This is a genomic window from Cypionkella sinensis (assembly GCF_042646385.1).
GTDB lineage: Bacteria > Pseudomonadota > Alphaproteobacteria > Rhodobacterales > Rhodobacteraceae > Cypionkella > Cypionkella sinensis.
This window is the reverse complement of the sequence record NZ_JBHRTO010000001.1, coordinates 1,071,919-1,094,537: the sequence shown is the minus strand read 5'-3', so window position 1 is coordinate 1,094,537 and position 22,619 is coordinate 1,071,919. Positions and strand designations below refer to the sequence as shown.

Sequence of the window (22,619 nt, the reverse complement as noted above, 5' to 3'; positions counted from 1 at the left end):
CATACACCAGTTGCCGCGGTTTTCGCCGACAATCTGGGCAAATGGTAAACACCCAAGACCACACCGGCCAAAGCAGAAGGATCGCAGGATGACCGTTTCGATGACAGGCTTTGCTGCGCGCAAAGGGCAGGGGCTGGGCTATGCCTGGGCTTGGGACATCCGGTCGGTCAACGGCAAGGGGCTTGATCTGCGCCTGCGGCTGCCCGATTGGATTGACGGGCTGGAACTTGCGCTGCGGGCAGAGATCGCAAAGGCGCTGCATCGTGGCAATGTCAGCCTGTCGTTGAAGGTCACGCGTGAAGGCGGTGATGGTGCCGCAGAGGCGCTGCGGCTGAACCCAGCCACGCTGTCAGCGGTGCTGGCGGCATTGGTGCAGATCGAAGATGCCGCCATGGCCGCGGGCGTCACCTTAGGGCAGCCGACCTCGGCCGATGTGCTGGGCGTGCGCGGCGTGCAGGATGCCAATAGCGCGGATGCTGACACAACGGCGTTGCGGTCCGCCCTTTTGGCCGATCTGCCAGCCCTGTTGGCCGATTTCAAAGCCATGCGCGCCGCCGAGGGCGAGGCGCTGCACAATGTCATCGCGGCGCAACTGACCAAGATCGCCGACCTCACCGCGCAAGCCGCGACCGAGGCCGAAGCCCGCCGAACGGTTGCTCCCGCGACCTTACGCGATGCGCTTGCCCGCGTGCTGGCCAACGCCGATGGCGTGGATGAGGCGCGGCTGACCCAGGAACTCGCCCTGATCGCGGTGAAAAACGATGTCACCGAAGAACTTGACCGCCTGCGCGCCCATGTCGAGGCTGCCCGCAGCCTGCTGTCCGAACCGGGGCAAATCGGCCGCAAATTCGATTTTCTGATGCAGGAATTCATGCGCGAGGCCAACACACTGTGTTCGAAATCGCAAAGCCTTGGCCTGACCCGCATCGGGCTTGACCTCAAGACGGTGATAGACCAAATGCGCGAACAGGTTCAAAACGTGGAATAGAAAATGGCGCGCCGTGGTCTTTTGCTTATCCTGTCCTCGCCTTCGGGTGCGGGCAAATCGACGCTCGCCCGGCGGCTGATGCAATGGGACCCGAGCTTGCGGTTTTCGGTTTCCGCCACCACCCGCCAGCCCCGCCCCGGCGAGGTGGATGGCCGCGAGTATTACTTCCACAGCCGCGCCGAATTTGAGGCGATGGTGCAGACCGCGCAGATGCTGGAACATGCCGAAGTGTTCGGCAATCTCTACGGCAGCCCGAAAGCCCCGGTCGAGGCCGCGATGCAGGAAGGCCGCGACACGCTGTTTGATATTGATTGGCAGGGCGGCCAGCAGATCCGCAATTCCTCGCTGGGCCGGGATGTGGTGTCGATCTTCATCCTGCCGCCCTCGATTGCCGAGCTGGAAAGCCGCCTGCGTGCCCGCGCGCAAGACAGTGATGAGATCATCGCCGGTCGGATGGCGAAATCCCGAGATGAAATCAGCCATTGGGCCGAATATGACTATGTCATCATCAACCGCGATATCGACAGTGCTTTCAACGAGTTGATCGCCATTCTTCAAGCCGAACGCCTGAAGCGCGACCGCCAGCCCGACCTTTCGGATTTCGTCCGGGGCCTCAACAAGGAGTTTGACGCGCGATGATCTATTCTCTTGACGGGATCTCCCCCGAAATCGGCCCCGAGGCCTGGGTCGCCGACTCCGCCGTGCTGATCGGCAAAGTGGTGCTGGAGGAGGCTGCGAATATCTGGTTCGGCGCGGTGCTGCGCGGCGATAACGAAGAAATCCGCGTCGGGCGCGGCAGCAATGTGCAGGAAAACGCAGTTTTGCACACCGACATGGGCTATCCGCTGATCATCGGTGCCGATTGCACCATCGGCCACAAAGCCATGCTGCATGGCTGCGTGATTGGCGCAGGCAGTCTGATCGGCATGGGGGCGACGGTGCTGAACGGTGCCAAGATCGGCAAAGGCTGTCTGATCGGGGCAGGGGCGTTGATCACCGAAGGCAAAGAGATTCCCGATGGTTCGCTGGTGATGGGTGCCCCCGGCAAGGTTGTGCGGCAGCTTGACGGCGAAGCGCAAGCGCGGCTGCACAAATCCGCCGAAGGCTACCGCGCCAACGCGCGCCGTTTCGCCAAGGGTCTGGTATTACTGAAATAAAAAGGGGGCCGTCAGGCCCCCACATGGTCGCATCGGTCGCTGGGCTTAGCCCCAGACAGCCTTGCGTGCGATGATCTCGGCATCTTCCGGAAAAATCCCCAGATCCAGCGCAACCCGGCGCGGCATCCCGGCGATTTCATCACGGGTGCGGCGATACAGAGCGCGTTTTTCAGCAGCACTGCGCAGTTGAGCGATAAGCGATTTCATAGTGTTTCCTTTTCCTCTGCGATGACTTGGCCCGGATGGCCTTATCCCCTTCGCATGATCAGGATATAGGAAGTCTGTTAGCGCCAACAACCGCCAATGCTGCGGTGCGGCGTTGCGTCCAGTGCATGGCTTGTGCAAATCTGCCGTAGCAAAAAGGGGCGCCCAAAGGCACCCCCAAACCGATTTCTGAAACAGAAATCGTGCCGGAATTTGTTCAAATTCCGTTTTGGTCCAGCGTCAGATCAGCTTGCCCATCGCCACTGCGGTATCCGCCATCCGGTTCGAGAAGCCCCATTCATTGTCATACCAAGACAGGATCGAGCAGAACGTGCCGTCCATCACCTTGGTCTGATCCATGTGGAAAACGCTCGAATGCGGGTCATGGTTGAAATCCGACGAGACATTCTTGAACTCGGTATAGCCCAGAATCCCCTTAAGCGGCCCCGAAGTCGCTGCCGCCTTGATCGCCGCGTTGATTTCGTCGACGCTGGTGGCGCGCTTGGCGAAGAATTTCAGATCGACGACCGAGACGTTCGGGGTCGGCACGCGGATCGCGAAACCGTCGAGTTTGCCCTTCAACTCGGGCAGCACCAGACCCACCGCCTTGGCAGCCCCGGTCGAGGTCGGGATCATGCTCAGCGCCGCAGCGCGACCGCGGTACAGGTCTTTGTGCATGGTATCCAGCGTCGGCTGGTCGCCGGTATAGCTGTGGATCGTCGTCATCATGCCTTTTTCAATGCCGATCACATCGTTCAGCACCTTCGCCACCGGCGACAGGCAGTTGGTGGTGCAAGAAGCGTTCGACACCACAAGATCGCTGGAGGTCAGCGTGCCATGGTTCACACCGTAAACGATGGTCTTGTCGGCATCTTCACCGGGGGCCGAGATCAGCACGCGCTTGGAGCCATTCTCCAGATGCGCCTTGCACTTTTCCTTGCTGGTGAAAATCCCGGTGCATTCCATGACGATATCCACGTCACCCCAAGGCAGTTCAGCCGGGTTGCGCAAAGCCGTCACCCGCATCGGGCCACGGCCCACGTCGATGGTGTCGGCGGTGGTGGTGACATTGTGCGGGAAGCGGCCATGCACCGAGTCAAAGCGCAAAAGATGCGCGTTGGTTTCCACCGGGCCCAGATCGTTGATCGCGATCACTTCGATATCGGTGCGGCCCGATTCGATGATCGCGCGCAGCACGTTGCGGCCAATCCGACCGAATCCGTTAATGGCGACTTTGACGGCCATAAAAACCTCCTGAAATAGCGCGGCGGGCGCGCGTTGGAACGGGCGCGACTCGCGCGCTCTGTGCTAGCGCTAACATCACGAAATTGGCGTGACAATCAACGGCAACTTTTACCCTTACCGCCAGATCATCACATATTGAACAAGATCGAGGAGTTTGCGTAGCAAAAACACCGAGGCCGCGCCACTATTCAACACAACATCCGCGCCAATCGCAGCCGCGATCAGCAGGGCCAGCACCAAAGCAATCCGGTCGGTCACGGCATCTCCGCTTTATTGCAGCAGCCGTCCCATCACCCCAGCCACATCGGCCATACGGCAGGAAAAGCCCCATTCGTTGTCATACCAGGCCAAGACCCGCACCGAGCGGCCGACAACCTTGGTCTGGTCTGGGGCGAAGATAGACGAATGTGGCGTGTGATTGAAGTCGATTGATACTTTCGGTTCCGGGTCATAGGCCAGCACCATACCCATATAGCCCGAAGCGGCCTCACGCACGATGTCATTCACCTCGGCCACCGTCACCGATTTCTTGGCAATGAACGTCAGATCGACCGCCGAGACATTGGGCGTCGGCACCCGGATCGACGATCCATCCAGCAATCCCGCCAGTTCCGGCAGCACCTCGCCAATCGCTTTGCCTGCGCCGGTTGAGGTCGGGATCATCGCCATCGCCGCCGCGCGCGCGCGATACAGATCCTTGTGGCGTCGGTCCAACGTCGGCTGATCGCCGGTATAGCTGTGGATTGTGGTCATGATGCCGCTTTCAATGCCGATGCTGTCATTCAGCACCTTGGCCAGCGGGGCGAGGCAATTCGTCGTGCAGGACGCGTTCGAGACCACGTGATGATCCGCCGTCAGCCCGCGATGGTTGACGCCATACACCACCGTCATATCCGCCCGCTTGGCAGGGGCCGAGACCAGCACGCGCTTGGCACCCCGCCCCAGATGCACCGCTGCTTTCTCACGCTCGTTGAACTTGCCGGTGCATTCCAGCACCACATCGACGCCTTCCCAATCCAGCTCATCCGGGTTGTAGGTCGACATGACCCGCATCGGACCACGGCCTAGATCCAGCTCATTCCCCGAAACCTTGACCACACCCGGAAAGCGGCCATGCACCGAATCGTATTTCAGCAGATGCGCGTTGGTCTCAATCGGCCCGGTCGCATTGATCGCCACCACTTGCACATCGTTGCGCGCAGACTCGGCGATATGGGCCAAAGTGCAGCGGCCAATCCGGCCAAATCCGTTGATCCCGATGGTAATCATGCGCGTATCTCCTGGGCGTGAGCGGTTTTCCAATTTCGCTATAGGCAAGGGCGGCGCAGACGAAAAGTCTAAAACCGACGTGAATTCAATATGTTATCGCAAACATCCCTTGTTCGCGCTAACAAGCCACAGGCTTTGCCTTTCTGCTGTGCAGCAACTACATCTGACGTGACACAGCAATGAGGCGGATATGAGCGGGTTACTGGCACTTCTGGATGATGTGGCGGCGATTGCCAAAGTGGCGGCGGCCTCGATTGATGATATTGCCGGGGCTGCGGCCAAGGCCGGGGCAAAAGCGGCGGGTGTGGTGATCGACGATGCCGCCGTGACGCCAAAATATGTGCATGGCTTTGAGGCCAAGCGCGAGCTGCCGATCATCTACCGCATCGCCAAAGGCTCGCTGAAGAACAAGCTGATCCTGCTGCTGCCTGGCCTTCTGGCGCTGGATGCGTTCCTGCCGCAGGTGATCACGCCCTTGCTGATGGTCGGCGGCGCGTATCTGTGCTTTGAGGGCGCGGAAAAAGTCTATCACGCACTGGTGCCGCACAAGGATGCCACGGTTGAGGCCGATCTTGACACCAAAGACCCGGCGCGGCTGGAAGAGGAAAAGGTCGCAGGCGCGATCAAGACCGATTTCATTCTGTCGGCCGAGATCATGACGATCTCGCTCGCCGCGATCCCGGAAAGCGGCTTCTGGATGGATGCGATCACCCTTGCCATCGTCGGCACGCTGATCACCATCGCCGTCTACGGCGCGGTGGCCCTGATCGTGAAAATGGACGACATCGGGCTTCACATGGCCGCCACCCGCAAGACCGCCGCCGCTCGCGCCTTTGGCCGTGGTCTGGTCAGCGCGATGCCGAAACTGATGAGCTTTCTCTCCACCGTCGGCACGCTTGCGATGCTGTGGGTGGGCGGCAATATCATCGTGCATGGCTTGGATGTTCTGGGTCAGCACGAACCCTACAACACCATCCACCACTGGGCCGTCGCCGCTGCCCAAGCTGTGCCGCAAGCCGCTGGCTTGGTGGAATGGGCCGTCACCGCCGCCTGCGATGGCGTGATCGGGCTGGCCTTGGGCCTGTTGCTGATCCCGGTTGCCACCAAGATCATCGTGCCGATCTGGTCGGCACTCACCGGCAGCAAAAAGGCCGCGCATTAAGCCGGATCGACATTCATTGTGGACAGTCTGGCACCTTGAATAGTCTGGCGAAGGCCATCGCCTTCGCCATGCGGTGCAGTCGCCGGTGAGACCGCCGAGCCTCAAAGGCCCGGCCAGCGCCCGACCCGCCGATGGCGGGCGCTTCTCGCCCGCCGGGTCGGGCACTGGCCTAAGTGGTTTTCTCGCTGAGGTGACTTCAGGGCCGAGCGGCCCACGCGGGCGGGGAAACGCGGTGCGTTTCCTGTTTCCGCCCGGATCTGGCGGCACGCAATCGCCTGAATGTCGATTGGGCCGAGCGCGGCCCCATTCGTTTCAATGTCGTCGCGCTGGTAAGGTGGGGTTTAACCCCACCTTACCCCACCACAATCACAGCAGCGCTTTGACCTTGGCCACCGCGTTTTCTGCGGTGATGCCAAACTCTTTGTACAGCCGTTCCATCGGGGCCGAGGCCCCGAAAGACGACATGCCGACGAAATCGGCCTTGCCATCGCGGCCGCGCTCGCCCAGCAGCCAGCGATCCCAGCCCTGACGCACGCCCGCTTCAATCGCCACCCGCACCGGACCCGCAGGTAGCACTTTGCGGCGATAGGCTTCATCCTGTGCCGCGAACAGTTCCATCGACGGCACCGAGACAACCCGCGTGCCGATGCCCTCGGCTTGCAGCAGATCGCGGGCCTTCAGCGCGATTTCCACTTCCGAACCCGTCGCCATCAGAATGACCTGACGCTTACCCTCGGCCTCGGCCAGCACATAGGCGCCCTTGGCCACCATGTTGGTGTTGGTATGGGTCTTGCGCACCATCGGCAGGTTCTGACGGCTCAGCGCCAGCACGGACGGAGTTTTCTTCGACGAAAACGCAATCTCCCAAGCCTCGGCGGTTTCCACCAGATCGGCAGGGCGGAACACCATGGTGTTCGGCGTGGCACGCGAAATCGCCAGATGCTCAACCGGCTGGTGCGTCGGGCCATCTTCGCCCAAACCAATCGAGTCATGCGTCATCACATAAACCACCGGAATCCCCATCAGCGCCGACAAGCGCATCGAGGGGCGGGCATAGTCGGTGAAGCACATGAACGTGCCCGAATAGGGCCGCACGCCGCCGTGCAGCGCCATGCCGTTCATCGCCGCCGCCATGCCATGCTCGCGGATGCCGTAATAGACGTAACGGCCCTTGCGATCCTCGGCGCTGAACACGCCCAAATCGGCGGTCTTGGTGTTGTTCGATCCGGTCAAATCCGCCGAACCACCAATGGTTTCCGGCAAGATCGGGTTCACCGCCGCCAGCACCTTTTCCGATGCCGAACGGGTCGCCAATTTGGCCCCGGCTTCCGTAGCCGCTTTCTTCACGCCGCGAATGATCGCCGGCAGCTTGGCCGGCACATCGCCCGCGAAAATCCGCGCAAATTCAGCCTGCTTGGCAGGCGACAGCGCCGCCAGACGCGCATCCCAAGCCGCCCGCGCCTCAGCACCGCGGGCACCGAATGCTTCCCACTGCGCCTTGATCGCTGCCGGAATAACGAAGGGCTCTGACGTCCAACCATAAGCCTCTTTCGCCGCTTTCATCTGTGCAGGATCTGTCAAAGCGCCGTGGCCCTTCGAAGTATCCTGCGCCGCATGGCCCAAGGCGATATGGGTCTTGCAATCAATCAGCGTCGGCTTGTCAGATTTCTTCGCCGCCGTCAGCGCGCGGTCGATATCCACCGGATCATGGCCGTCGCAATGCAGCACATTCCAACCGCTCGCCGCAAAGCGCGCGCGCTGGTCGGTCACATCCGACAAGGAAACCTTGCCATCAATGGTGATGCCGTTGTTGTCCCACATCACGATCAGGCGGCTGAGTTGCTGCTTACCCGCCAGCGCAATCGCCTCTTGGCTCACACCTTCCATCAGACAGCCATCGCCCGCGATCACATAGGTGTAGTGATCGCAGATCTTCGCCCCCCACCGCGCGCGCAGATTTTCTTCGGCAATCGCAAAGCCCACCGAATTGGCAATGCCCTGACCCAGCGGCCCGGTGGTGGTCTCCACCCCCGCCACATGGCCATATTCCGGGTGCCCCGCCGTGATCGCGCCCCATTGGCGGAAGTTCTTGATCTGCTCCAGCGTCATATCGGCATAGCCGGTCAGATACAGCAGGCTGTAAATCAGCATCGAGCCATGGCCCGCCGACAGGATGAACCGGTCACGATCCGCCCAACGCGGTGCTTTCGGATCAAACTTCAGGTGCTTTTCGAACAACACGGTGGCCACATCCGCCATCCCCATCGGCATCCCGGAATGGCCCGAGTTGGCGGCGGCAACGGCGTCCAAAGTCAGCGTGCGAATGGCGGCGGCGCGCATCCAATGGTCAGGGTGAGCGGTGCGAAGCGTCTGGATATCCAAGGCTGATGTCCTGTCAATGAAATTGGGTGGGCTGAAAGCTGCATAACAGCCCGTGCGGCAAGATCAAGCGCGCCCCGCAAGGCCTTGGACGCAAAAGACAAGACGGCCCCGCGCCAAGCCGCTAAGATCAACCGAAACGCGGGCTTTGCCGATTCGCGGCATGCGATGGGGCAGGGCAAGCGCTGAAGAAACAGAAAGGGCCAACACCCATGCAGGATATCGCAGAGCTGGAGCGGCGCATCACCGCCGCCATGGCCCGCATCGGGCGCGGGGTGGAAAGCCTTGCCGCCGCCGTGCCCATGCCGTCCGACAATCCCACCGCGATGCTGCCCGAAAGCGATTTCGCGGTGCTGAACGAAAAACTTGACGAAGAACGCATGCTCAACGCGCAACTGCAAGAACGCCTGCGTGCCGTGCATCAAAAGGACGAAGCCGCGAAAGCCGCCCTGACCGAAAAGATTTCCGCCCTCAATGCGCAAGTCGCAGCCCAGGCCGATGAGTTAGAGCTTTTGCGCAACAGCACCGCCACGCTGAACGCAGAACTCGCCGCCCTGCGCGATGTCGCCGAATTGGGCGTGACCGAGCCTGAGCATATCAACCACGCCATGCTGACCGAACTCGACGCCCTGCGCGCCGCCCGCGCCGCCGAGGCCGAAGAATTGTCCGACATCATCGCCGCCCTGAACCCGCTGATCGAGGAGGCCGCCGCCAATGCCTGATATCGAAATCTCCATCGGCGGGCGCAATTTCACCGTCTCTTGCCAACCGGGCGAGGAGCATTTCCTGCGCGGCGCTGCCGCGATGCTCGACGCCGAAGCGGCCCCGCTGGTCGCGCAAATGGGCCGTTTGCCGGAATCGCGGATGCTGCTGATGGCAGGCCTGATGCTGGCAGACAAAACCGCCGCAATCGAGGATGAAAACCGCCAGCTCAAACTGAAACTGGCCGAGATCGAAGCCCGCCCGCAGCCCGAGCGTGAAAAGATCGAAGTCGCCGTTGTTCCCCCAGGCCTGCGCGAAACCCTCGCCGAAATCGCCGCCCGCGCCGAAGCGATGGCCGCGTCTATCGAGGATCGCCTGCAATGATGCGCCTGTCTGCCGTGTTGCTCGGCCTCACTGCCTGCACGCCACAAGGCGAGGCGCCGGTCACGGCCGATGGCACAACGCGCTATCTTTGCGCAGACGGCGCGAAACTCAGCGCAGTTTATGGAAGCAATGACGATGTGAAACTCACCGTCAACGGCGAAACCGTGAACCTGCTGGTCGAAGAATCCGCCTCGGGCGCGCGCTATGGCTGGCCGTCGGATGGCTCGAATTACGTCTGGTGGACAAAGGGCGATACCGGCACACTTTATTGGAAAGACGGCACCAAAGGCGGCAAGGAAACCGTGCTGTACGAAGATTGCAAAGCCCAATAATCAAACGCCAAACCACACGGCATTTGATTAAAATTTGCTTTAATCTGTCCTTAAATATCCCGGGGGCGCGGGGGCTGGCCCCCGCTCCACCAGATCAGCCAGCGTTGGCTTCGCGGATCTTGTCCGCTGCCGCCTTGTCAAACGCCACGCCATTCGTCTCCAGCAGCGTATCCAACTCGCCCGACAGCGTCATCTCGATGGCAATGTCGCAGCCACCGATGAACTCGCCCTTGACGTAAAGCTGCGGAATCGTTGGCCAATCCGAGAATTCCTTGATCCCCTGCCGGATTTCCGCATCCGCCAGCACATTCACATCGGTGTATTCGACGCCCAAATAATTCAAAATCCCCGCCACCTTCGACGAGAACCCGCATTGCGGCATCATCTTGCTGCCCTTCATGAACAGCACCACGTCGTTTTTCGTTACAGTGTCTTTGATCGTATCCAGAGCAGTCATGCCCGACATCCTTCATTGTTACTTGCCGACTTCATCGACAAAAGACTGTCAACAACAGCCATTTCAAACTTCACTCCGCAGCTTTCGTCGTCAGCGCCAGCGCATGCAGTGCGCCACTCGGCCCATCCATCTTGCCCTTCAAACTGGCATAAACCGCGCGCTGTTGTTGCACCCTGTTCATCCCCTTGAAGCTTGCATCAATCACCTCGGCCGAGAAATGCGCGCCATCGTCGCCCTGCACGGTGATCTTGGCGGCAGGAAAGGCCGCGCGGATCAAGGCTTCAATCTCATGGGCTTCGATGGCCATTGCGCACTCCTGAATATATTGCCCCAAATGTAAGGCCGGGGCAGGGGCGCTGCAAGGGGCCAATCTGCGCCGGGCGCTTGACATCTGCGCCGCCTCTGGGCATTTAAACCGTGTCGGGAAACCGACCGTAAGCGTCTGACGTCAGGCAACGCATCATGTCCCAAGATTGGCGGCTTTGGCCCCGATATGGGCATTGTGCAAAGGGAATATCCTGTGTCTGACGTTCACTCCAACTCTGGCTTTCGCAAACTGCCGCCGCGCTTTGCGGCGATCATTCTGCCCTTGCTGCTGTCTATCCTGATGACTTTCGTTGTCTCTTGCATCGCCACCCTTATGGCACTTGGCCCGGTGGCAGGCTTTGCCACGCAATGGATGCGCAGTTGGGGCATGTCCTGGCTGATCGCCTTTCCCACCTTGCTGCTGGTGCTGCCACTGGTGCGCCGTCTGGTTGCGCTGATCGTGGCCACTCCACAACGATAAGCCGCAGAGATGAATGATGTGGCGGGCGGGCCTAAGGTTTCGCCCGCCATTCATCCCGCATCATGCCATACAGCATCATATCCACCACCCGCCCCAACGCAGGCCGATACCAATGCCCGCGCAAGCGGCCTTCCAGCGTGAACCCGGCGCGCGCATAGGCCGCTTGCGCCCGCAAATTCTCACCCGAGGCATCCAGCCACAGCCTTTGTGCTGCAAGCTCTTGGAATGCATAATCAATCATCGCGCGCAAAAATGCCTGACCCTCACCACGTCCGGCCATATCCAGCGCCAGCCTGCGCAACTCGACCACGCCCGCGCCATCTTGTGGCACCGCATAAAGCGCAAAGCCACGCGGCCCCTGATCGTCTTGCCAGATCAGCAACCGCGCCGCGGGGTCGGTCAGATAGCTGGCGAGCTTTGCCTCATCATCATCGGTGATGAAAGGCGCGTATTCCGCGCGCCCGGCAAGACCACGGATAAAGCCGAAATCGGCAGGCAGGGCAGGGCGTAGTTTCATGGTTGCCAGTCCCGTTTCAGGATAGCCATAAAGATGCAATCGGCCCATTCACCATCCGGGCGCTGCCAGCACTCACGCATCACACCCTCACGGATAAAGCCCGTGGTTTCAAACAGATGCAGCGCCTTGGCATTGTCATAGGTCGTGTCCAACCCCAACCGATGACCGCCAAGCGCCGTAAACACCTGCGCCTGCACTGCCCGCACCAAGGCGCGTCCCTGACCGGGTTTGGTCGAGACAACCGCCGCCAGACTGAACACGCCCGGATGCCAGCGCTTCAGCGCTGCAAAGCCTGCAACCGCATCGTCCAACTGCCACACAAACAGCAGCCCCGCCTCTGCTGCCTCTGCGATCTGAAGCGGCTCTGGCGGGTCGATATAGCGTTCCTCAGCCAGCCAAAGCGCCTTGATCAAGTCAAGGTCTTGCGCCGTGGCGGGCCGCAGCATCAGCCAACAGCCTTCTCGAACGCGCCACGATAGAGGTTCGACAGCTCGGCCAAGCTAGCCTTGTCCCCACCACAATCCACCACATCACCGCCGAACCGCCCGACACGGATCACCTCGACGCCACTGGTCAACGCCGCAGCCTCCAGCTTTGCCGCCCCGGCTTCATCCGCAGCCACCAGATAGCGCGCCTGATCCTCGCCGAACAGTGTCGCCACATCGCCCGCGATCAACGACACCCCGAGGCCCGCGCCCTCAGCCATCTCGAATGCCGCCAGCGCCAGCCCGCCATCGGCCAGATCGGTGCAAGCCCGCAGCGCCTTGCGGTTGGCAAGAATGAAATCGCCATTGGCGCGTTCGGCTTCCAGATCAACACGCGGCGCATCGCCCGCCTCGATCCCGAACGCCTCAGCCAGCAGCGCTGACTGCCCCAGATGGCCAAATGTCTCACCCACCACCAGCGCAATGTCACCCGCAACCGGACGACCTGCGATCAAATCATCGACCGAGGCCAAAATCCCCACAGCCCCAATCGTCGGCGTCGGCAAAATGCCCGAGCCATCGGTCTCGTTATATAGGCTGACGTTGCCCGACACGATCGGCATATCCAGCGCCGCCACAGCCGCGCCGATGCCCTTGATCGCCCCCACCATCTGCCCCATGATCTCGGGCTTTTCCGGGTTGCCGAAGTTCAGATTGTCTGTAGTAGCCAGAGGCTTGGCCCCCACAGCGATCAGGTTGCGGTAAGCCTCGGCAACCGCCTGCTTGCCACCCTCAAACGGGTTCGCCTTGACATAGCGCGGCGTCACATCCGAGGTGAACGCCAGCGCCTTGCCGGTGCCATGCACCCGTACCACACCCGCACCTGCGCCCGGCGCCACCACCGTATCGGCACCGACCATGCTGTCATACTGCTCGTAAACCCAAGCCTTCTGCGCGTAGTTCGGGCTGGAAATCAGCGCCCGCAGCCCGGCAATCGCGCCAATCACAGGCACCTCACCCAAGGGTGCCGCCGCCGGAGTCTCCACCCAAGGCCGATCATATTCCGGTGCCGACGACGACAGCTTCGACAAAGGCAGATCCGCCTTCACCTCATTGCCATGCAGGATCAGGAACCGATCTTCGGGAATAGTCTCCCCGACAATCGCGAAATCCAGATCCCATTTGACGAAAATCGCCCGCGCCACGTCTTCCAGTTCTGGCTTCAGAACCATCAGCATCCGCTCTTGGCTCTCGGACAGCATCATCTCATAGGCGGTCATATTGGTTTCGCGCTGCGGCACGTCATCCAGTTGCAGCTTGATCCCCAAACCGCCCTTGTCGCCCATCTCCACCGCAGAACACGTCAGCCCCGCAGCCCCCATATCCTGAATGGAAATCACTGCGCCCGAGGCCATCAACTCCAGACAAGCCTCCAGCAGCCGCTTTTCGGTGAAGGGGTCGCCGACCTGCACCGTCGGGCGTTTTTCCTCGATCGTATCGTCAAACTCGGCGCTGGCCATCGTCGCCCCGCCCACGCCATCACGGCCCGTTTTCGCGCCCAAATAAACCACCGGCATCCCCACGCCCGAGGCCACCGAGTAGAAAATCTTGTCGGCATCCGCCAAGCCCGCAGCAAAGGCGTTCACCAGACAGTTGCCGTTATAGGATTTGTGAAAGCGCACCTCGCCCCCAACCGTCGGCACCCCAAACGCATTGCCATAAGACCCCACGCCTTCAACCACGCCCTTCACCAGATACGCAGTTTTTGGATGGCTCGGCACGCCGAACGACAGCGAGTTCATCGCCGCAATCGGTCGCGCGCCCATGGTGAACACGTCGCGCAAAATCCCGCCCACGCCGGTGGCCGCGCCCTGATGCGGCTCGATATAAGACGGGTGGTTATGGCTCTCCATCTTGAAGATCACCGCTTGGCCATCGCCAATATCCACGACGCCCGCATTCTCGCCGGGCCCACAGATCACCTGCGGCCCGGTGGTCGGCAGCGTGCGCAACCATTTCTTCGAGGATTTATAGCTGCAATGCTCATTCCACATCGCCGAGAAAATCCCCAGTTCAGTGAAGGTCGGCTCGCGCCCGATGATGTCCAGGAGCCGCTGATACTCATCCGGCTTCATGCCATGCTTTGCGATCAGATCAGGCGTGATGGCAGGTTCGGTCATGACAATCCCCGACAATGATGAGAGTTGCGCGCGTCATAGGCCAAGCGCGCCAACAGGGGAAGGGCCGGGGCCAAATTCCCGCAATTATTTCACGCAAGGCCACCCCATCTGTCCGTGCGCCGACGAATCGCTTTTCCACCCGCGCAACCCACGCGCTACCCCCACCCATCTCGCACATGCAGCAATTTGCACCATAGCGGCCAAAAATCTGCTTGCTGGACGGGCAGTTAGAAAAAATGTCCCCAAAATCAAAAAAAAAGGCCGAGCTTTCGCTCGGCCAAGTCCAACAGGGAGGTATGAAGCAACAAGAGTAAACTCGACTGCTGCTTCATGGCGGTGTGTATACCTATGGCTGTTTTGCCTCAATAAAGAACAGGCTGCACCCGCAGCATTGCCGCCATGCGCCGGGCGCATAGCTTTGACTGGATGGTCAATTTTGTGTGGCTAGTTGCCCCTGCTATCGTATGGAACGGCGCTGGCCACCATACGATCCCGGCGAAAGGCACATCACATCTGAGGACACCACCACGTCCGCCTCAACGCCCAAAATGGCGAGGCTGATATGTGTAATTGTCACGCTATTGCGTCGATGACCTCAGCCAACCGCACCAAATCAGCGGCGTAAAAGCCAGCCGCATTGATACAGTTCGTCTCTAGTAGGCGCAGCCCGTCCTCGGTCCGACAAATATCCATCACATAGGCTGGGGAGTAAGCTGGGTTCAGTCGAGCCATGTTTTGCGCGAAGGCAAGCGCATCCGCGTCGATCTCATGACGGTAAGTTACCCTCGCGCCTTCCTTGTACAACGAATAAGTGATGACTTGGCCGTCCACGATCCATATGCGCCAGTCTTTCAGAATCCGAGCAGGGGGCGTCAGCATCATCAGCGTGTCTGGCCGCAACGACCCATTCGGAATTTCGTCAGGATCAAGAGCCATGACCTTGCGCGCGGTTTCACGAATTGTTGCCACTGCTCGGACACTTCCCGCCTGTTCCTTGCTGTCTGCGACGGGGCGGATGAACCAATGTTGATCTGCTTGGGGTAACTTGCTGTCGATGTCACTGACGGTAAGAAAAATAGCGTCGGGTCCATTGAGCATATAGGTCTGCCAAGGCATTTCGTGAACGAATGGTTTTATTCGGAACACACCCGGCGTCAGCCCCTTGGATTCCGCATATCGCCACAGCGTATAAGACCCAAACATCACCACAGCCCGAGGATCATGCACCTCCGGTTCGGGTATCAGCGCGCCGACGAATGGAACAACCTTGTGCCAAGAATAAGAAATGCCCAATTGATCCAGCGCGTGGGCAAGCTTCTGTGTGTCCTCAAACTGCTGGAGTATCCACGCATCTCGTATTGATTCCTTTGCCACCCGGCAGCGCCGTCCAAATGGCCAAAACAGGCTGTTCAAGAGGTATGTCCATAGGGCGTGCCATCAAGCGCACGCCCTTTTTTGCGTAACGTCCACCCGTTTCAAAGCGCAAAACGGGCGGGGCAAACCTTAACAAAACCTGATCAAGGGGACATAACCCCCTGATTCATATATTGCCGACCGCGTGTCCACGCGTGGACACACTCCAGCCTACAACTGCTGCCGCTTCCGAAACGCGAAAATCTCTTCCTGCACAAAGTCCCGAAACGCCGAGACGCGTTTGGAATGCCGCAACTCCTCGGGGTAGGCCAGAAACACCGGCACTTCCGTCGATTCCGTCTCGGGCAGCACCCGCACCAGATGCGGGAAATCCTCAGTCAGATAATCCGGCAGCACCCCGATGCCCAGATGGTTCAACACCCCCTGCAACACGCCGAAATAGTTGTTCACTGTCAGCGTAGACGGGATGTCATGGCTCATCAGATCGGCCACCAGATTGGCGCCCGCCGCCACCTGCGCCGTCCCAGCATGTTGGCAGATCAGCCGGTGTTGGGTGAAATCATCCATCGTCAAGGGCGTGCCGTGTTCGGCCAGATACTCCGGCGTCGCATAAAGCCGCATCCGAATGTTCATCAACCGCTTGCGGATCAGATCGGCCTGAGAGGGCTCTTTCATCCGAATGGCCACATCTGCCTCGCGCATCGGAAGATCCAGCACGCGCTCCTCCAGCATCAGGTCAATCTTCAGGCTGGGGTATTTCTTGTAAAGCGCAGGCAGGCGCGGGGCCAACCACAAAGTGCCGAACCCGGTCGTTGTCGTCACCCGCAACTCGCCAAACACCTCATCCTCGCTGTCCCTGATCCGAGCCGCTGTGGCATCCAGCCGTTTGACCATGGCTTGCGTCGCATCATACAGCAACTCACCCTGTTCGGTCAGGATCAACCCGCGCGCATGGCGGTGAAACAGCGTCACCGAAAGACTTTCCTCCAGCGCCCGGATCTGCCGGCTGACCGCCGATTGCGACAGGTGCAGCACATCGCCCGCATGGGTCAGGCTGCCCTTTTCGGCAACCGCATGAAAAATGCGCAGCTTGTCCCAGTCCATCTGTCCCTCGGTTTATTTCGCGTATGATACCATAAGCCGGCTTATCTATGCACAAATTCCGCCCTGTAAACCGGGTAAATCGGCAATTATTCCCCCTATCTGCCCGCCAAATCGCCGCAGCGCTGTCATTCCAGCGTCATGCACAGCCATTACCCTGCCGCAAATCTGCCATTCCGCCCATGCAACGCCAGAGGCTTTTCATGCTGCACAGCAATCTCACCCGTGACATCACTTACGCCACCTCGGCCCGCACCCGGCCCGGGCGCGCGCTGATCCGCGTGCTGGAAAACGTCTCGGGCCGCCGCCATTTGATCAACCGCGCGACGGGCTATGAAGCAGAGATCGCGCAAGGCCGCTCGTTCTGGCAGGTCATGCCGGAACGCTATGGCCTGTCGCTCGACATCACTGCAGGCGCGCTTTCCAACATCCCCAAAACCGGCCCGCTGGTGCTGATCGCCAATCACCCCTACGGCATCCTGGACGGGCTGATGCTGGGGCATATCCTCGACGCCATGCGCGGTGATTTCCGCATCCTGTCGAACGCCGTATTCCGCCGTGCCGATGCGCTGAGCAAGGTCCTGCTGCCAATTTCCTTTGATGAAACCAAAGAAGCCACCCGCATCAACCTGCAAACCCGCGCGACCGCCCTGAAATACCTTGGCCAAGGCGGCGCCATCGGCATCTTTCCCGGCGGCACCGTCTCAACCTCGCTCAAACCCTTCTCGCGCCCGATGGACCCAAGCTGGCGCAACTTCACCGCCAAGATGATTGCCAAATCCAATGCCACCGTGGTGCCGATCTATTTCGAGGGCCATAACTCGCGCCTGTTCCAACTCGCCTCGCGCATCCACGCCAATCTGCGCGTCGCCATGCTGCTGAAAGAGTTCAAATCCCGCACCGACACCCCAGTGCGCCTTGTCATCGGCAACCCGATCCCCGCACAAACCATTGACGCGCTGAAATCCGACCCTACCGCGATGATGGAAACCCTGCGTCAGGCCACCTACGCCCTTTCGCCTGCGCCACTTCCCTCTTATGCTTTGGGCTACGAGTTCGAGGCGAAATACAAATCCCGCTAAACCGCAGCCTCAAGACTGCGAAGGCGGGCAGGGGGGCACCATGGCGGTTGGCGTTTTTGATTCTGGTATCGGCGGGCTGACAGTGCTGGACGCGCTGACCAAGCGTCTGCCCGACACGCCCTTCATCTATTTCGGTGACAACGCCCATGCCCCCTACGGTGTCCGCACGCATGACGACATCTTCAACCTGACCTGCGCCGCCGTCGAACGGCTGTGGGCCGAGGGTTGCGATCTGGTGATCCTCGCCTGCAACACCGCTTCGGCCGCAGCGCTGAAGCGGATGCAAGAGACCTGGCTGCCGCCCGAAAAGCGCGTCCTCGGCGTGTTCGTGCCGCTGATCGAGGCGCTGACCGAACGGCAATGGGGCGACAACTCGCCGCCGCGCGAGGTGACGGTGAAGCATGTCGCCCTGTTCGCCACCCCCGCAACCGTCGCCTCCCGCGCCTTCCAGCGCGAACTCGCCTTCCGCGCCATCGGCGTCGATGTCGAGGCGCAACCCTGCGGCGGCGTCGTTGATGCTATCGAACAAGGCGACGAAATTCTCGCCGAAGCCTTGGTGCGCAGCCATGTCGAGGCCCTGAAACGCCGGATGCCGCACCCACAAGCCGCGGTTCTGGGCTGCACCCACTACCCGCTGATGGAAAAAACCTTCGCCGAAGCCTTGGGGCCGGAAGTGAAAGTTTACTCCCAAGCCAACCTCGTCGCCGAAAGCCTCGCCGACTACCTCACCCGCCGCCCGGAGATGCTGGGGCGGGGCAAAGAGAGCAAATTCATCACCACTGGCGATCCCGCTTATGTCTCGAACAAAGCCACGCAATTTTTGCGCAAGAAAGTGGTGTTCGAAGCGGCGTGACCTGGTCGCAGAACTCGGCTCTGTAGGGTAAGGGGGGGGCCGCTCCCTACCGCCTCGAAATGCCAACTTCACATTGGCGGAAATACTCCCCGCGGAGCGCTCCGAACGACCAACATACAGATTTGATCGGAGTAGTTGCGCAATCGCGGCAGCCTTCCGCAATCCGTCCAAATCATCTCCGCATATCGGAAGAATTTATAGTCCTTGCGTGAGAAAGTGAGCCAGTCTTGAACGGTGCTGCTCTTGCAATGCCGAATTAACTTAGCCAAATTAAATGCAAATTGAATAAGACCCTGCTAGGCGTGATCCGACCCTTGTGAAACGCGGCTTTGGCATGGCCGATGCTGGCGATTCTTTGTAGCCGAGATTTTGACTGGTCACGACGATCGCATCGACTACGGTGTAGGGTGCGTGATCTCACGCACCTTTCGTGAGCCATGCAAACCTTAACAAATCCTTAAATCCACCACTCCATCCTATTGAATCCAAACAACAAAAAAAGGTCCCGAGTTGGGACCACACCCAAAGGCCCCCAAAATGCTCCCTCTCGACCAACACCGCGCCGCCCGCCTGAACGCCCTGCAAGCCGAGGATGGCTGGCTGAATCTGACCGACCGGGTCGATCTGACCCCCGGCCCGCAAACGGTAGGGCACGCCGCAGACAATCAAATCCAGCTTTCCACCGGCCCCGCCCATCTGGGCCTGATCGACCCCACCGCCCAAACCCTGACACCCCCGAACGCAAGCCCCATCCCGTTCCAACCCGCCCCCGGCGGCTTCCCCCAGCTGCGCGCCGGAACGCTGCTGCTCGAACTCCATACCGTCGATGATATCCCCGCCCTGCGTGTCCGCGACCTGACCCTGCCACGGCAAGCCAGCCTCCACTATTTCCCCGTTAACCCCGCCCTGATCATCCGAGCCCGCTGGCAAGCCCTGCCCAACCCCGTCGCCCAATCCATTGACCAGAAAGGCGGCGGCCCGACCACCGTCAACCTCACCCACACCGCCCATTTCACCCACGACGGCCACGCCATCACCCTGCTGGCCACCCACTGGAAAGACGGCAAGCCGATGTTCGTGATCCGCGACAAGACCAGCGGGGTCGAGACTTACCCGGCCTCACGCTTCCTGATCGGCGAGGATGCTTCCGAGAACGAGATCACCCTCGACTTCAACCGCGCCTTCACGCCCCCCTGCGGCTTCACCGATTTCGCGATCTGCCCGCTGCCGCCGCGCGAGAATATCTTGCCGTTCCGGGTTGAGGCGGGCGAGCGCCTGACACCATAATTTCACTTGCATCCGGCCCCCTCAGCCGCCACATCTGCGCCACCAAAATCGGAGGCCGCCATGACCCATCGCATCGCCATTCTCGGAGCATCCGGCTACACCGGGGCCGAGCTTGTCCGCCTGATCGCCACCCATCCTGCGATGAAAATCGTGGCGCTGTCAGCCGATCGCAAAGCGGGCATGGCGATGGCCGAGGTGTTTCCATTCCTGCGCCACCTCGACCTGCCGCGCCTGCAGAAGATTGACGAGATCGACTTTTCCCAGGTCGACCTCTGTTTCTGCGCGCTGCCCCACGCCACGACGCAAGTCGTGGTATCTGCCCTGCCGCGCAATCTGAAGATCGTGGATCTGTCGGCAGATTTCCGGCTGCGCGATCCGGCGGAATACGAGAAATGGTATGGCCAGCCGCATACTGCGGTCGATTTGCAGAAAGAAGCCGTCTACGGGCTGACCGAGTTTTACCGGGACGAGATCCGCAATGCCCGGCTTGTCGCAGGCACCGGCTGCAACGCGGCGACGGGGCAGTTTGCCTTGCGGCCGTTGATCTCGGCGGGGGTGATTGACCTGGATAACATCCTGATCGACCTTAAGGCCGGGGTGTCGGGGGCAGGGCGGAGCTTGAAAGAAAACTTGCTGCACGCCGAGCTTTCGGGCGGCACGCACACCTATTCGATGGGCGGCAAGCACCGCCATCTGGGCGAGTTCGATCAGGAGTTTGCTAAACTCGCCGGTCGGCCAGTTCATATTCAGTTCTCGCCGCACCTTCTGCCGATGAATCGCGGGATTCTGGCGACGACCTATGTGCAGGGCGATGCCAAGGTCATTCACCAAACCCTGACCGACGCCTATGCCGCCGAGCCGTTCTTGCAGGTGCTACCCTTTGGCGCACTCCCCTCGACGCGCGACATTGCAGGGTCTAACTACTGCCATATAGGCGTGATCGCAGACCGGATTCCGGGCCGCGCCGTGGTGGTGGCTGTGTTGGACAACCTGACGAAAGGCTCGTCGGGGCAGGCCATTCAGAACGCCAATCTGATGCTGGGGATTGAGGAAACAGCGGGGCTGATGCTGGCACCGATGTTCCCGTAAGGGGCTGATATGGCTGGGTTGAAGGGTCTGAAAAAGCGTCGTCGCGTGCAGTTGATCCTGTTTGCGTTCGTCCTGCTTGCAGCGTCAACCGCGCTGATCGGCTATGCCATGCGCGACGGGATCAACTTTTTCCGTTCGCCCAGCCAAGTGGTCAGCGATCCGCCGCGCGCGGGTGAGGTGTTTCGCATCGGCGGGCTGGTGGAAAAGGGCACTTTGGTGCGCGGGCAGGGCGAGACGATCAGTTTCAGCGTGACCGATACCAACAAAAGTGTGCCGGTGAAGTTTACCGGCGTGCTGCCCGATCTGTTTGCCGAAGGCGCGGGCATGGTTGGCACCGGCGAGATGCAGGACGGCACCTTTGTCGCCAGTGAAATTCTGGCCAAGCATGATGAAAATTACATGCCCAAGGAAGTGGTGGACGCGCTGAAAGAGCAGGGCGTTTATGTCGCACCGCAAAAGTAGCGCGCGCGCTGCTTCGGCAAGATTAACCCTTTCGCGCGAGCATCCCCCGACACATCAAGGGGAGATGCCATGCAATCTGTGCAGGATTTGGCGGCGGCGATCGTGGCGCGCGAGGGTGGCTATGTAAACGACCCGAATGATCCGGGTGGGGCCACGAAATACGGCGTCACGCTGAACACGATGCGGCGATTGGGCATTGATGTGACCCGCGATGCCCGGATTGATCTGGCCGATGTGCGCGCGCTGACCATGGCGCAAGCTATTGATATTTATGTGGAACACTACTATCGACGCACGGGTGTGGCGGCTCTGCCCGAGGTGTTGCAACCCTCGGTGTTTGATATGTATGTCAACGCCGGGGCCAATGCGGTGAAGGTGTTGCAGCGCTTACTGACCAGCATGGGATTTCCCTGTGACGCCGATGGACAAATCGGCCCGCAGACCATCCGGGCGGCCCAGATGGCCGCCGAGGCCGCCCCCAGCCATATCGCCGATGCTTACGGCATTGTGCGGCGGAATTACTATTACGCCTTGGCCGATGCCCGCCCCGCCAGTCGCAAATATGCGCGCAGGCGGGATGGCGGCAAGGGCGGCTGGATCACGCGGGCGGAGGAGTTCATCGCCCCGAAATATCGGCTGACCGAGGCGCAGCATCAGGCAAGGGTGGCAGCATGGGGTTGATCGGATCGGTTCTGAACGCGCCCGGTGCGGTGGCGGCTTTGGGCGATGCGGCCAAGGGGGTGGCAGAGGTGTTCGTGCCCTCGGCCACCAAGCGGATGGAGCTGTCGGCGCAGGCGCAAGAGGCTGCGCTGGCGCAGTTTGGGGATGAATTCGTCAATGCCTCGGCCAGCGGGTTTGACCGTCTGGTGAATGGCTTGAACCGTTTGCCGCGCCCGCTTTTGGCCTTTGGCACCATTGGCCTGTTTGTCTATGCGATGATCGACCCTGCCGATTTTGCCCTGCGTATGGTGGGGCTGAATGCGGTGCCAGAGCCGCTTTGGTGGTTGCTGGGGGCGGTGGTGGCGTTTTACTTTGGCGCGCGCGAGACACATTACTTTCGCAATCGCCCGGTTAACCTGCCTGCGGTGGCGGGGGCTGCGGTGCCTGTTGCCGAGGCAAATCCGGCCCTGGATGATTGGCGCGCAACACAAACCGAAGGGTAAATCCAGCCCATGAAACCGGG

General features: G+C 60.5%; 27 protein-coding genes. 15 read left to right on the top strand and 12 right to left on the bottom strand.

Annotation, left to right across the window (positions count from 1 at the left end; genetic code table 11):
* The first annotated feature begins 88 nt into the window (after positions 1–88).
* Genes ACFOGH_RS05430 through ACFOGH_RS05420 form a run of 3 tightly spaced genes read left to right on the top strand, consistent with a single transcriptional unit; the run spans position 89 to position 2,145 of the window.
* Positions 89–988 (top strand): YicC/YloC family endoribonuclease, encoded by a 900-nt coding sequence (locus tag ACFOGH_RS05430; protein WP_380072043.1) that lies wholly within the window; start codon positions 89–91, stop codon positions 986–988.
* A 3-nt stretch (positions 989–991) separates the two neighbouring features.
* On the top strand, positions 992–1,627 hold the full coding sequence (gene gmk, locus ACFOGH_RS05425; protein WP_380072042.1) for a guanylate kinase: 636 nt from the start codon (positions 992–994) through the stop codon (positions 1,625–1,627).
* Complete coding sequence (locus ACFOGH_RS05420) at positions 1,624–2,145, top strand: gamma carbonic anhydrase family protein (RefSeq protein ID WP_380072041.1); 522 nt, start codon at positions 1,624–1,626, stop codon at positions 2,143–2,145. Before gmk ends, ACFOGH_RS05420 begins: the two co-directional genes overlap by 4 nt.
* Positions 2,146–2,190: 45 nt before the next feature.
* Here the strand turns inward: ACFOGH_RS05420 and ACFOGH_RS05415 are convergent, their stop codons facing one another.
* From ACFOGH_RS05415 to gap (ACFOGH_RS05400), 4 genes are all read right to left on the bottom strand, one after another.
* The gene (locus ACFOGH_RS05415; RefSeq protein WP_380072040.1) at positions 2,191–2,352 is read right to left on the bottom strand and encodes a hypothetical protein; all 162 of its coding nucleotides are present in this window, start codon (positions 2,350–2,352) and stop codon (positions 2,191–2,193) included.
* Positions 2,353–2,589: 237 nt separating this feature from the next.
* Entirely contained in the window at positions 2,590–3,594 is a 1,005-nt protein-coding gene (gap, locus tag ACFOGH_RS05410) for a type I glyceraldehyde-3-phosphate dehydrogenase (RefSeq protein WP_380072039.1), read from the bottom strand.
* 114 nt (positions 3,595–3,708) lie between these two features.
* The gene (locus tag ACFOGH_RS05405; protein ID WP_380072038.1) at positions 3,709–3,852 is read right to left on the bottom strand and encodes a hypothetical protein; all 144 of its coding nucleotides are present in this window, start codon (positions 3,850–3,852) and stop codon (positions 3,709–3,711) included.
* Positions 3,853–3,864: 12 nt separating this feature from the next.
* Positions 3,865–4,863 (bottom strand): type I glyceraldehyde-3-phosphate dehydrogenase, encoded by a 999-nt coding sequence (gene gap / locus ACFOGH_RS05400; RefSeq protein ID WP_380072037.1) that lies wholly within the window; start codon positions 4,861–4,863, stop codon positions 3,865–3,867.
* A gap of 190 nt (positions 4,864–5,053) precedes the next feature.
* On the opposite strand from gap (ACFOGH_RS05400), the gene ACFOGH_RS05395 reads away from it, so the two are divergent.
* Positions 5,054–6,025 (top strand): DUF808 domain-containing protein, encoded by a 972-nt coding sequence (locus tag ACFOGH_RS05395; RefSeq protein WP_380072036.1) that lies wholly within the window; start codon positions 5,054–5,056, stop codon positions 6,023–6,025.
* Positions 6,026–6,391: 366 nt separating this feature from the next.
* Here ACFOGH_RS05395 and tkt read toward each other — a convergent pair whose 3' ends face one another.
* The gene (gene tkt / locus ACFOGH_RS05390; RefSeq protein WP_380072035.1) at positions 6,392–8,407 is read right to left on the bottom strand and encodes a transketolase; all 2,016 of its coding nucleotides are present in this window, start codon (positions 8,405–8,407) and stop codon (positions 6,392–6,394) included.
* 209 nt (positions 8,408–8,616) lie between these two features.
* On the opposite strand from tkt, the gene ACFOGH_RS05385 reads away from it, so the two are divergent.
* From ACFOGH_RS05385 to ACFOGH_RS05375, 3 genes are read left to right on the top strand one after another with little or no spacing between them, the layout of a single operon-like run.
* Positions 8,617–9,126 carry a hypothetical protein gene (locus ACFOGH_RS05385; protein ID WP_380072034.1) on the top strand — a complete coding sequence of 170 codons (510 nt, stop codon included), beginning with the start codon at positions 8,617–8,619 and terminating at the stop codon, positions 9,124–9,126.
* A complete protein-coding gene (locus ACFOGH_RS05380; protein ID WP_380072033.1) occupies positions 9,119–9,490 on the top strand; it encodes a cell division protein ZapA in 372 nt (123 codons plus the stop codon). Before ACFOGH_RS05385 ends, ACFOGH_RS05380 begins: the two co-directional genes overlap by 8 nt.
* A complete protein-coding gene (locus ACFOGH_RS05375; RefSeq protein WP_380072032.1) occupies positions 9,487–9,822 on the top strand; it encodes an MliC family protein in 336 nt (111 codons plus the stop codon). The genes ACFOGH_RS05380 and ACFOGH_RS05375 overlap by 4 nt, the downstream gene beginning before the upstream one ends.
* Before the next feature lie 94 nt (positions 9,823–9,916).
* Here the strand turns inward: ACFOGH_RS05375 and grxD are convergent, their stop codons facing one another.
* Both grxD and ACFOGH_RS05365 read right to left on the bottom strand, forming a co-directional pair.
* Positions 9,917–10,279 (bottom strand): Grx4 family monothiol glutaredoxin, encoded by a 363-nt coding sequence (grxD, locus tag ACFOGH_RS05370; RefSeq protein ID WP_380072031.1) that lies wholly within the window; start codon positions 10,277–10,279, stop codon positions 9,917–9,919.
* Between the two features lie 70 nt (positions 10,280–10,349).
* On the bottom strand, positions 10,350–10,586 hold the full coding sequence (locus ACFOGH_RS05365) for a BolA/IbaG family iron-sulfur metabolism protein (protein WP_380072030.1): 237 nt from the start codon (positions 10,584–10,586) through the stop codon (positions 10,350–10,352).
* Positions 10,587–10,799: 213 nt separating this feature from the next.
* On the opposite strand from ACFOGH_RS05365, the gene ACFOGH_RS05360 reads away from it, so the two are divergent.
* The gene (locus ACFOGH_RS05360; protein WP_380072029.1) at positions 10,800–11,066 is read left to right on the top strand and encodes a DUF2798 domain-containing protein; all 267 of its coding nucleotides are present in this window, start codon (positions 10,800–10,802) and stop codon (positions 11,064–11,066) included.
* A gap of 31 nt (positions 11,067–11,097) precedes the next feature.
* Here the strand turns inward: ACFOGH_RS05360 and ACFOGH_RS05355 are convergent, their stop codons facing one another.
* The 5 genes from ACFOGH_RS05355 to ACFOGH_RS05335 form a co-directional block, all read right to left on the bottom strand.
* Positions 11,098–11,583 carry a GNAT family N-acetyltransferase gene (locus tag ACFOGH_RS05355; RefSeq protein WP_380072028.1) on the bottom strand — a complete coding sequence of 162 codons (486 nt, stop codon included), beginning with the start codon at positions 11,581–11,583 and terminating at the stop codon, positions 11,098–11,100.
* Positions 11,580–12,029, bottom strand: coding sequence for a GNAT family N-acetyltransferase (locus ACFOGH_RS05350; RefSeq protein ID WP_380072027.1), 450 nt, complete (start codon positions 12,027–12,029; stop codon positions 11,580–11,582). Before ACFOGH_RS05350 ends, ACFOGH_RS05355 begins: the two co-directional genes overlap by 4 nt.
* A complete protein-coding gene (gene purL / locus ACFOGH_RS05345) occupies positions 12,029–14,188 on the bottom strand; it encodes a phosphoribosylformylglycinamidine synthase subunit PurL (RefSeq protein WP_380072026.1) in 2,160 nt (719 codons plus the stop codon). Before purL ends, ACFOGH_RS05350 begins: the two co-directional genes overlap by 1 nt.
* Before the next feature lie 573 nt (positions 14,189–14,761).
* Positions 14,762–15,601 (bottom strand): ATP-grasp domain-containing protein, encoded by an 840-nt coding sequence (locus ACFOGH_RS05340; protein WP_380072025.1) that lies wholly within the window; start codon positions 15,599–15,601, stop codon positions 14,762–14,764.
* 171 nt (positions 15,602–15,772) lie between these two features.
* Complete coding sequence (locus tag ACFOGH_RS05335; RefSeq protein ID WP_380072024.1) at positions 15,773–16,666, bottom strand: LysR family transcriptional regulator; 894 nt, start codon at positions 16,664–16,666, stop codon at positions 15,773–15,775.
* A gap of 200 nt (positions 16,667–16,866) precedes the next feature.
* Here ACFOGH_RS05335 and ACFOGH_RS05330 point away from each other — a divergent pair, with 200 nt between their 5' ends.
* From ACFOGH_RS05330 to ACFOGH_RS05300, 7 genes are all read left to right on the top strand, one after another.
* On the top strand, positions 16,867–17,745 hold the full coding sequence (locus ACFOGH_RS05330; protein ID WP_380072023.1) for a lysophospholipid acyltransferase family protein: 879 nt from the start codon (positions 16,867–16,869) through the stop codon (positions 17,743–17,745).
* Between the two features lie 40 nt (positions 17,746–17,785).
* The gene (gene murI, locus ACFOGH_RS05325) at positions 17,786–18,598 is read left to right on the top strand and encodes a glutamate racemase (RefSeq protein WP_380072022.1); all 813 of its coding nucleotides are present in this window, start codon (positions 17,786–17,788) and stop codon (positions 18,596–18,598) included.
* Between the two features lie 537 nt (positions 18,599–19,135).
* The gene (locus ACFOGH_RS05320) at positions 19,136–19,885 is read left to right on the top strand and encodes a DUF1684 domain-containing protein (protein ID WP_380072021.1); all 750 of its coding nucleotides are present in this window, start codon (positions 19,136–19,138) and stop codon (positions 19,883–19,885) included.
* Positions 19,886–19,945: 60 nt separating this feature from the next.
* Complete coding sequence (argC, locus tag ACFOGH_RS05315; RefSeq protein WP_380072020.1) at positions 19,946–20,974, top strand: N-acetyl-gamma-glutamyl-phosphate reductase; 1,029 nt, start codon at positions 19,946–19,948, stop codon at positions 20,972–20,974.
* A gap of 18 nt (positions 20,975–20,992) precedes the next feature.
* Positions 20,993–21,436, top strand: coding sequence for a cytochrome c maturation protein CcmE (gene ccmE / locus ACFOGH_RS05310; protein ID WP_380073973.1), 444 nt, complete (start codon positions 20,993–20,995; stop codon positions 21,434–21,436).
* 69 nt (positions 21,437–21,505) lie between these two features.
* Positions 21,506–22,117, top strand: coding sequence for a holin-associated N-acetylmuramidase (locus ACFOGH_RS05305; protein ID WP_380072019.1), 612 nt, complete (start codon positions 21,506–21,508; stop codon positions 22,115–22,117).
* Positions 22,108–22,599 (top strand): holin family protein, encoded by a 492-nt coding sequence (locus tag ACFOGH_RS05300; protein WP_380072018.1) that lies wholly within the window; start codon positions 22,108–22,110, stop codon positions 22,597–22,599. Before ACFOGH_RS05305 ends, ACFOGH_RS05300 begins: the two co-directional genes overlap by 10 nt.
* The last annotated feature ends 20 nt before the right edge of the window (positions 22,600–22,619 follow it).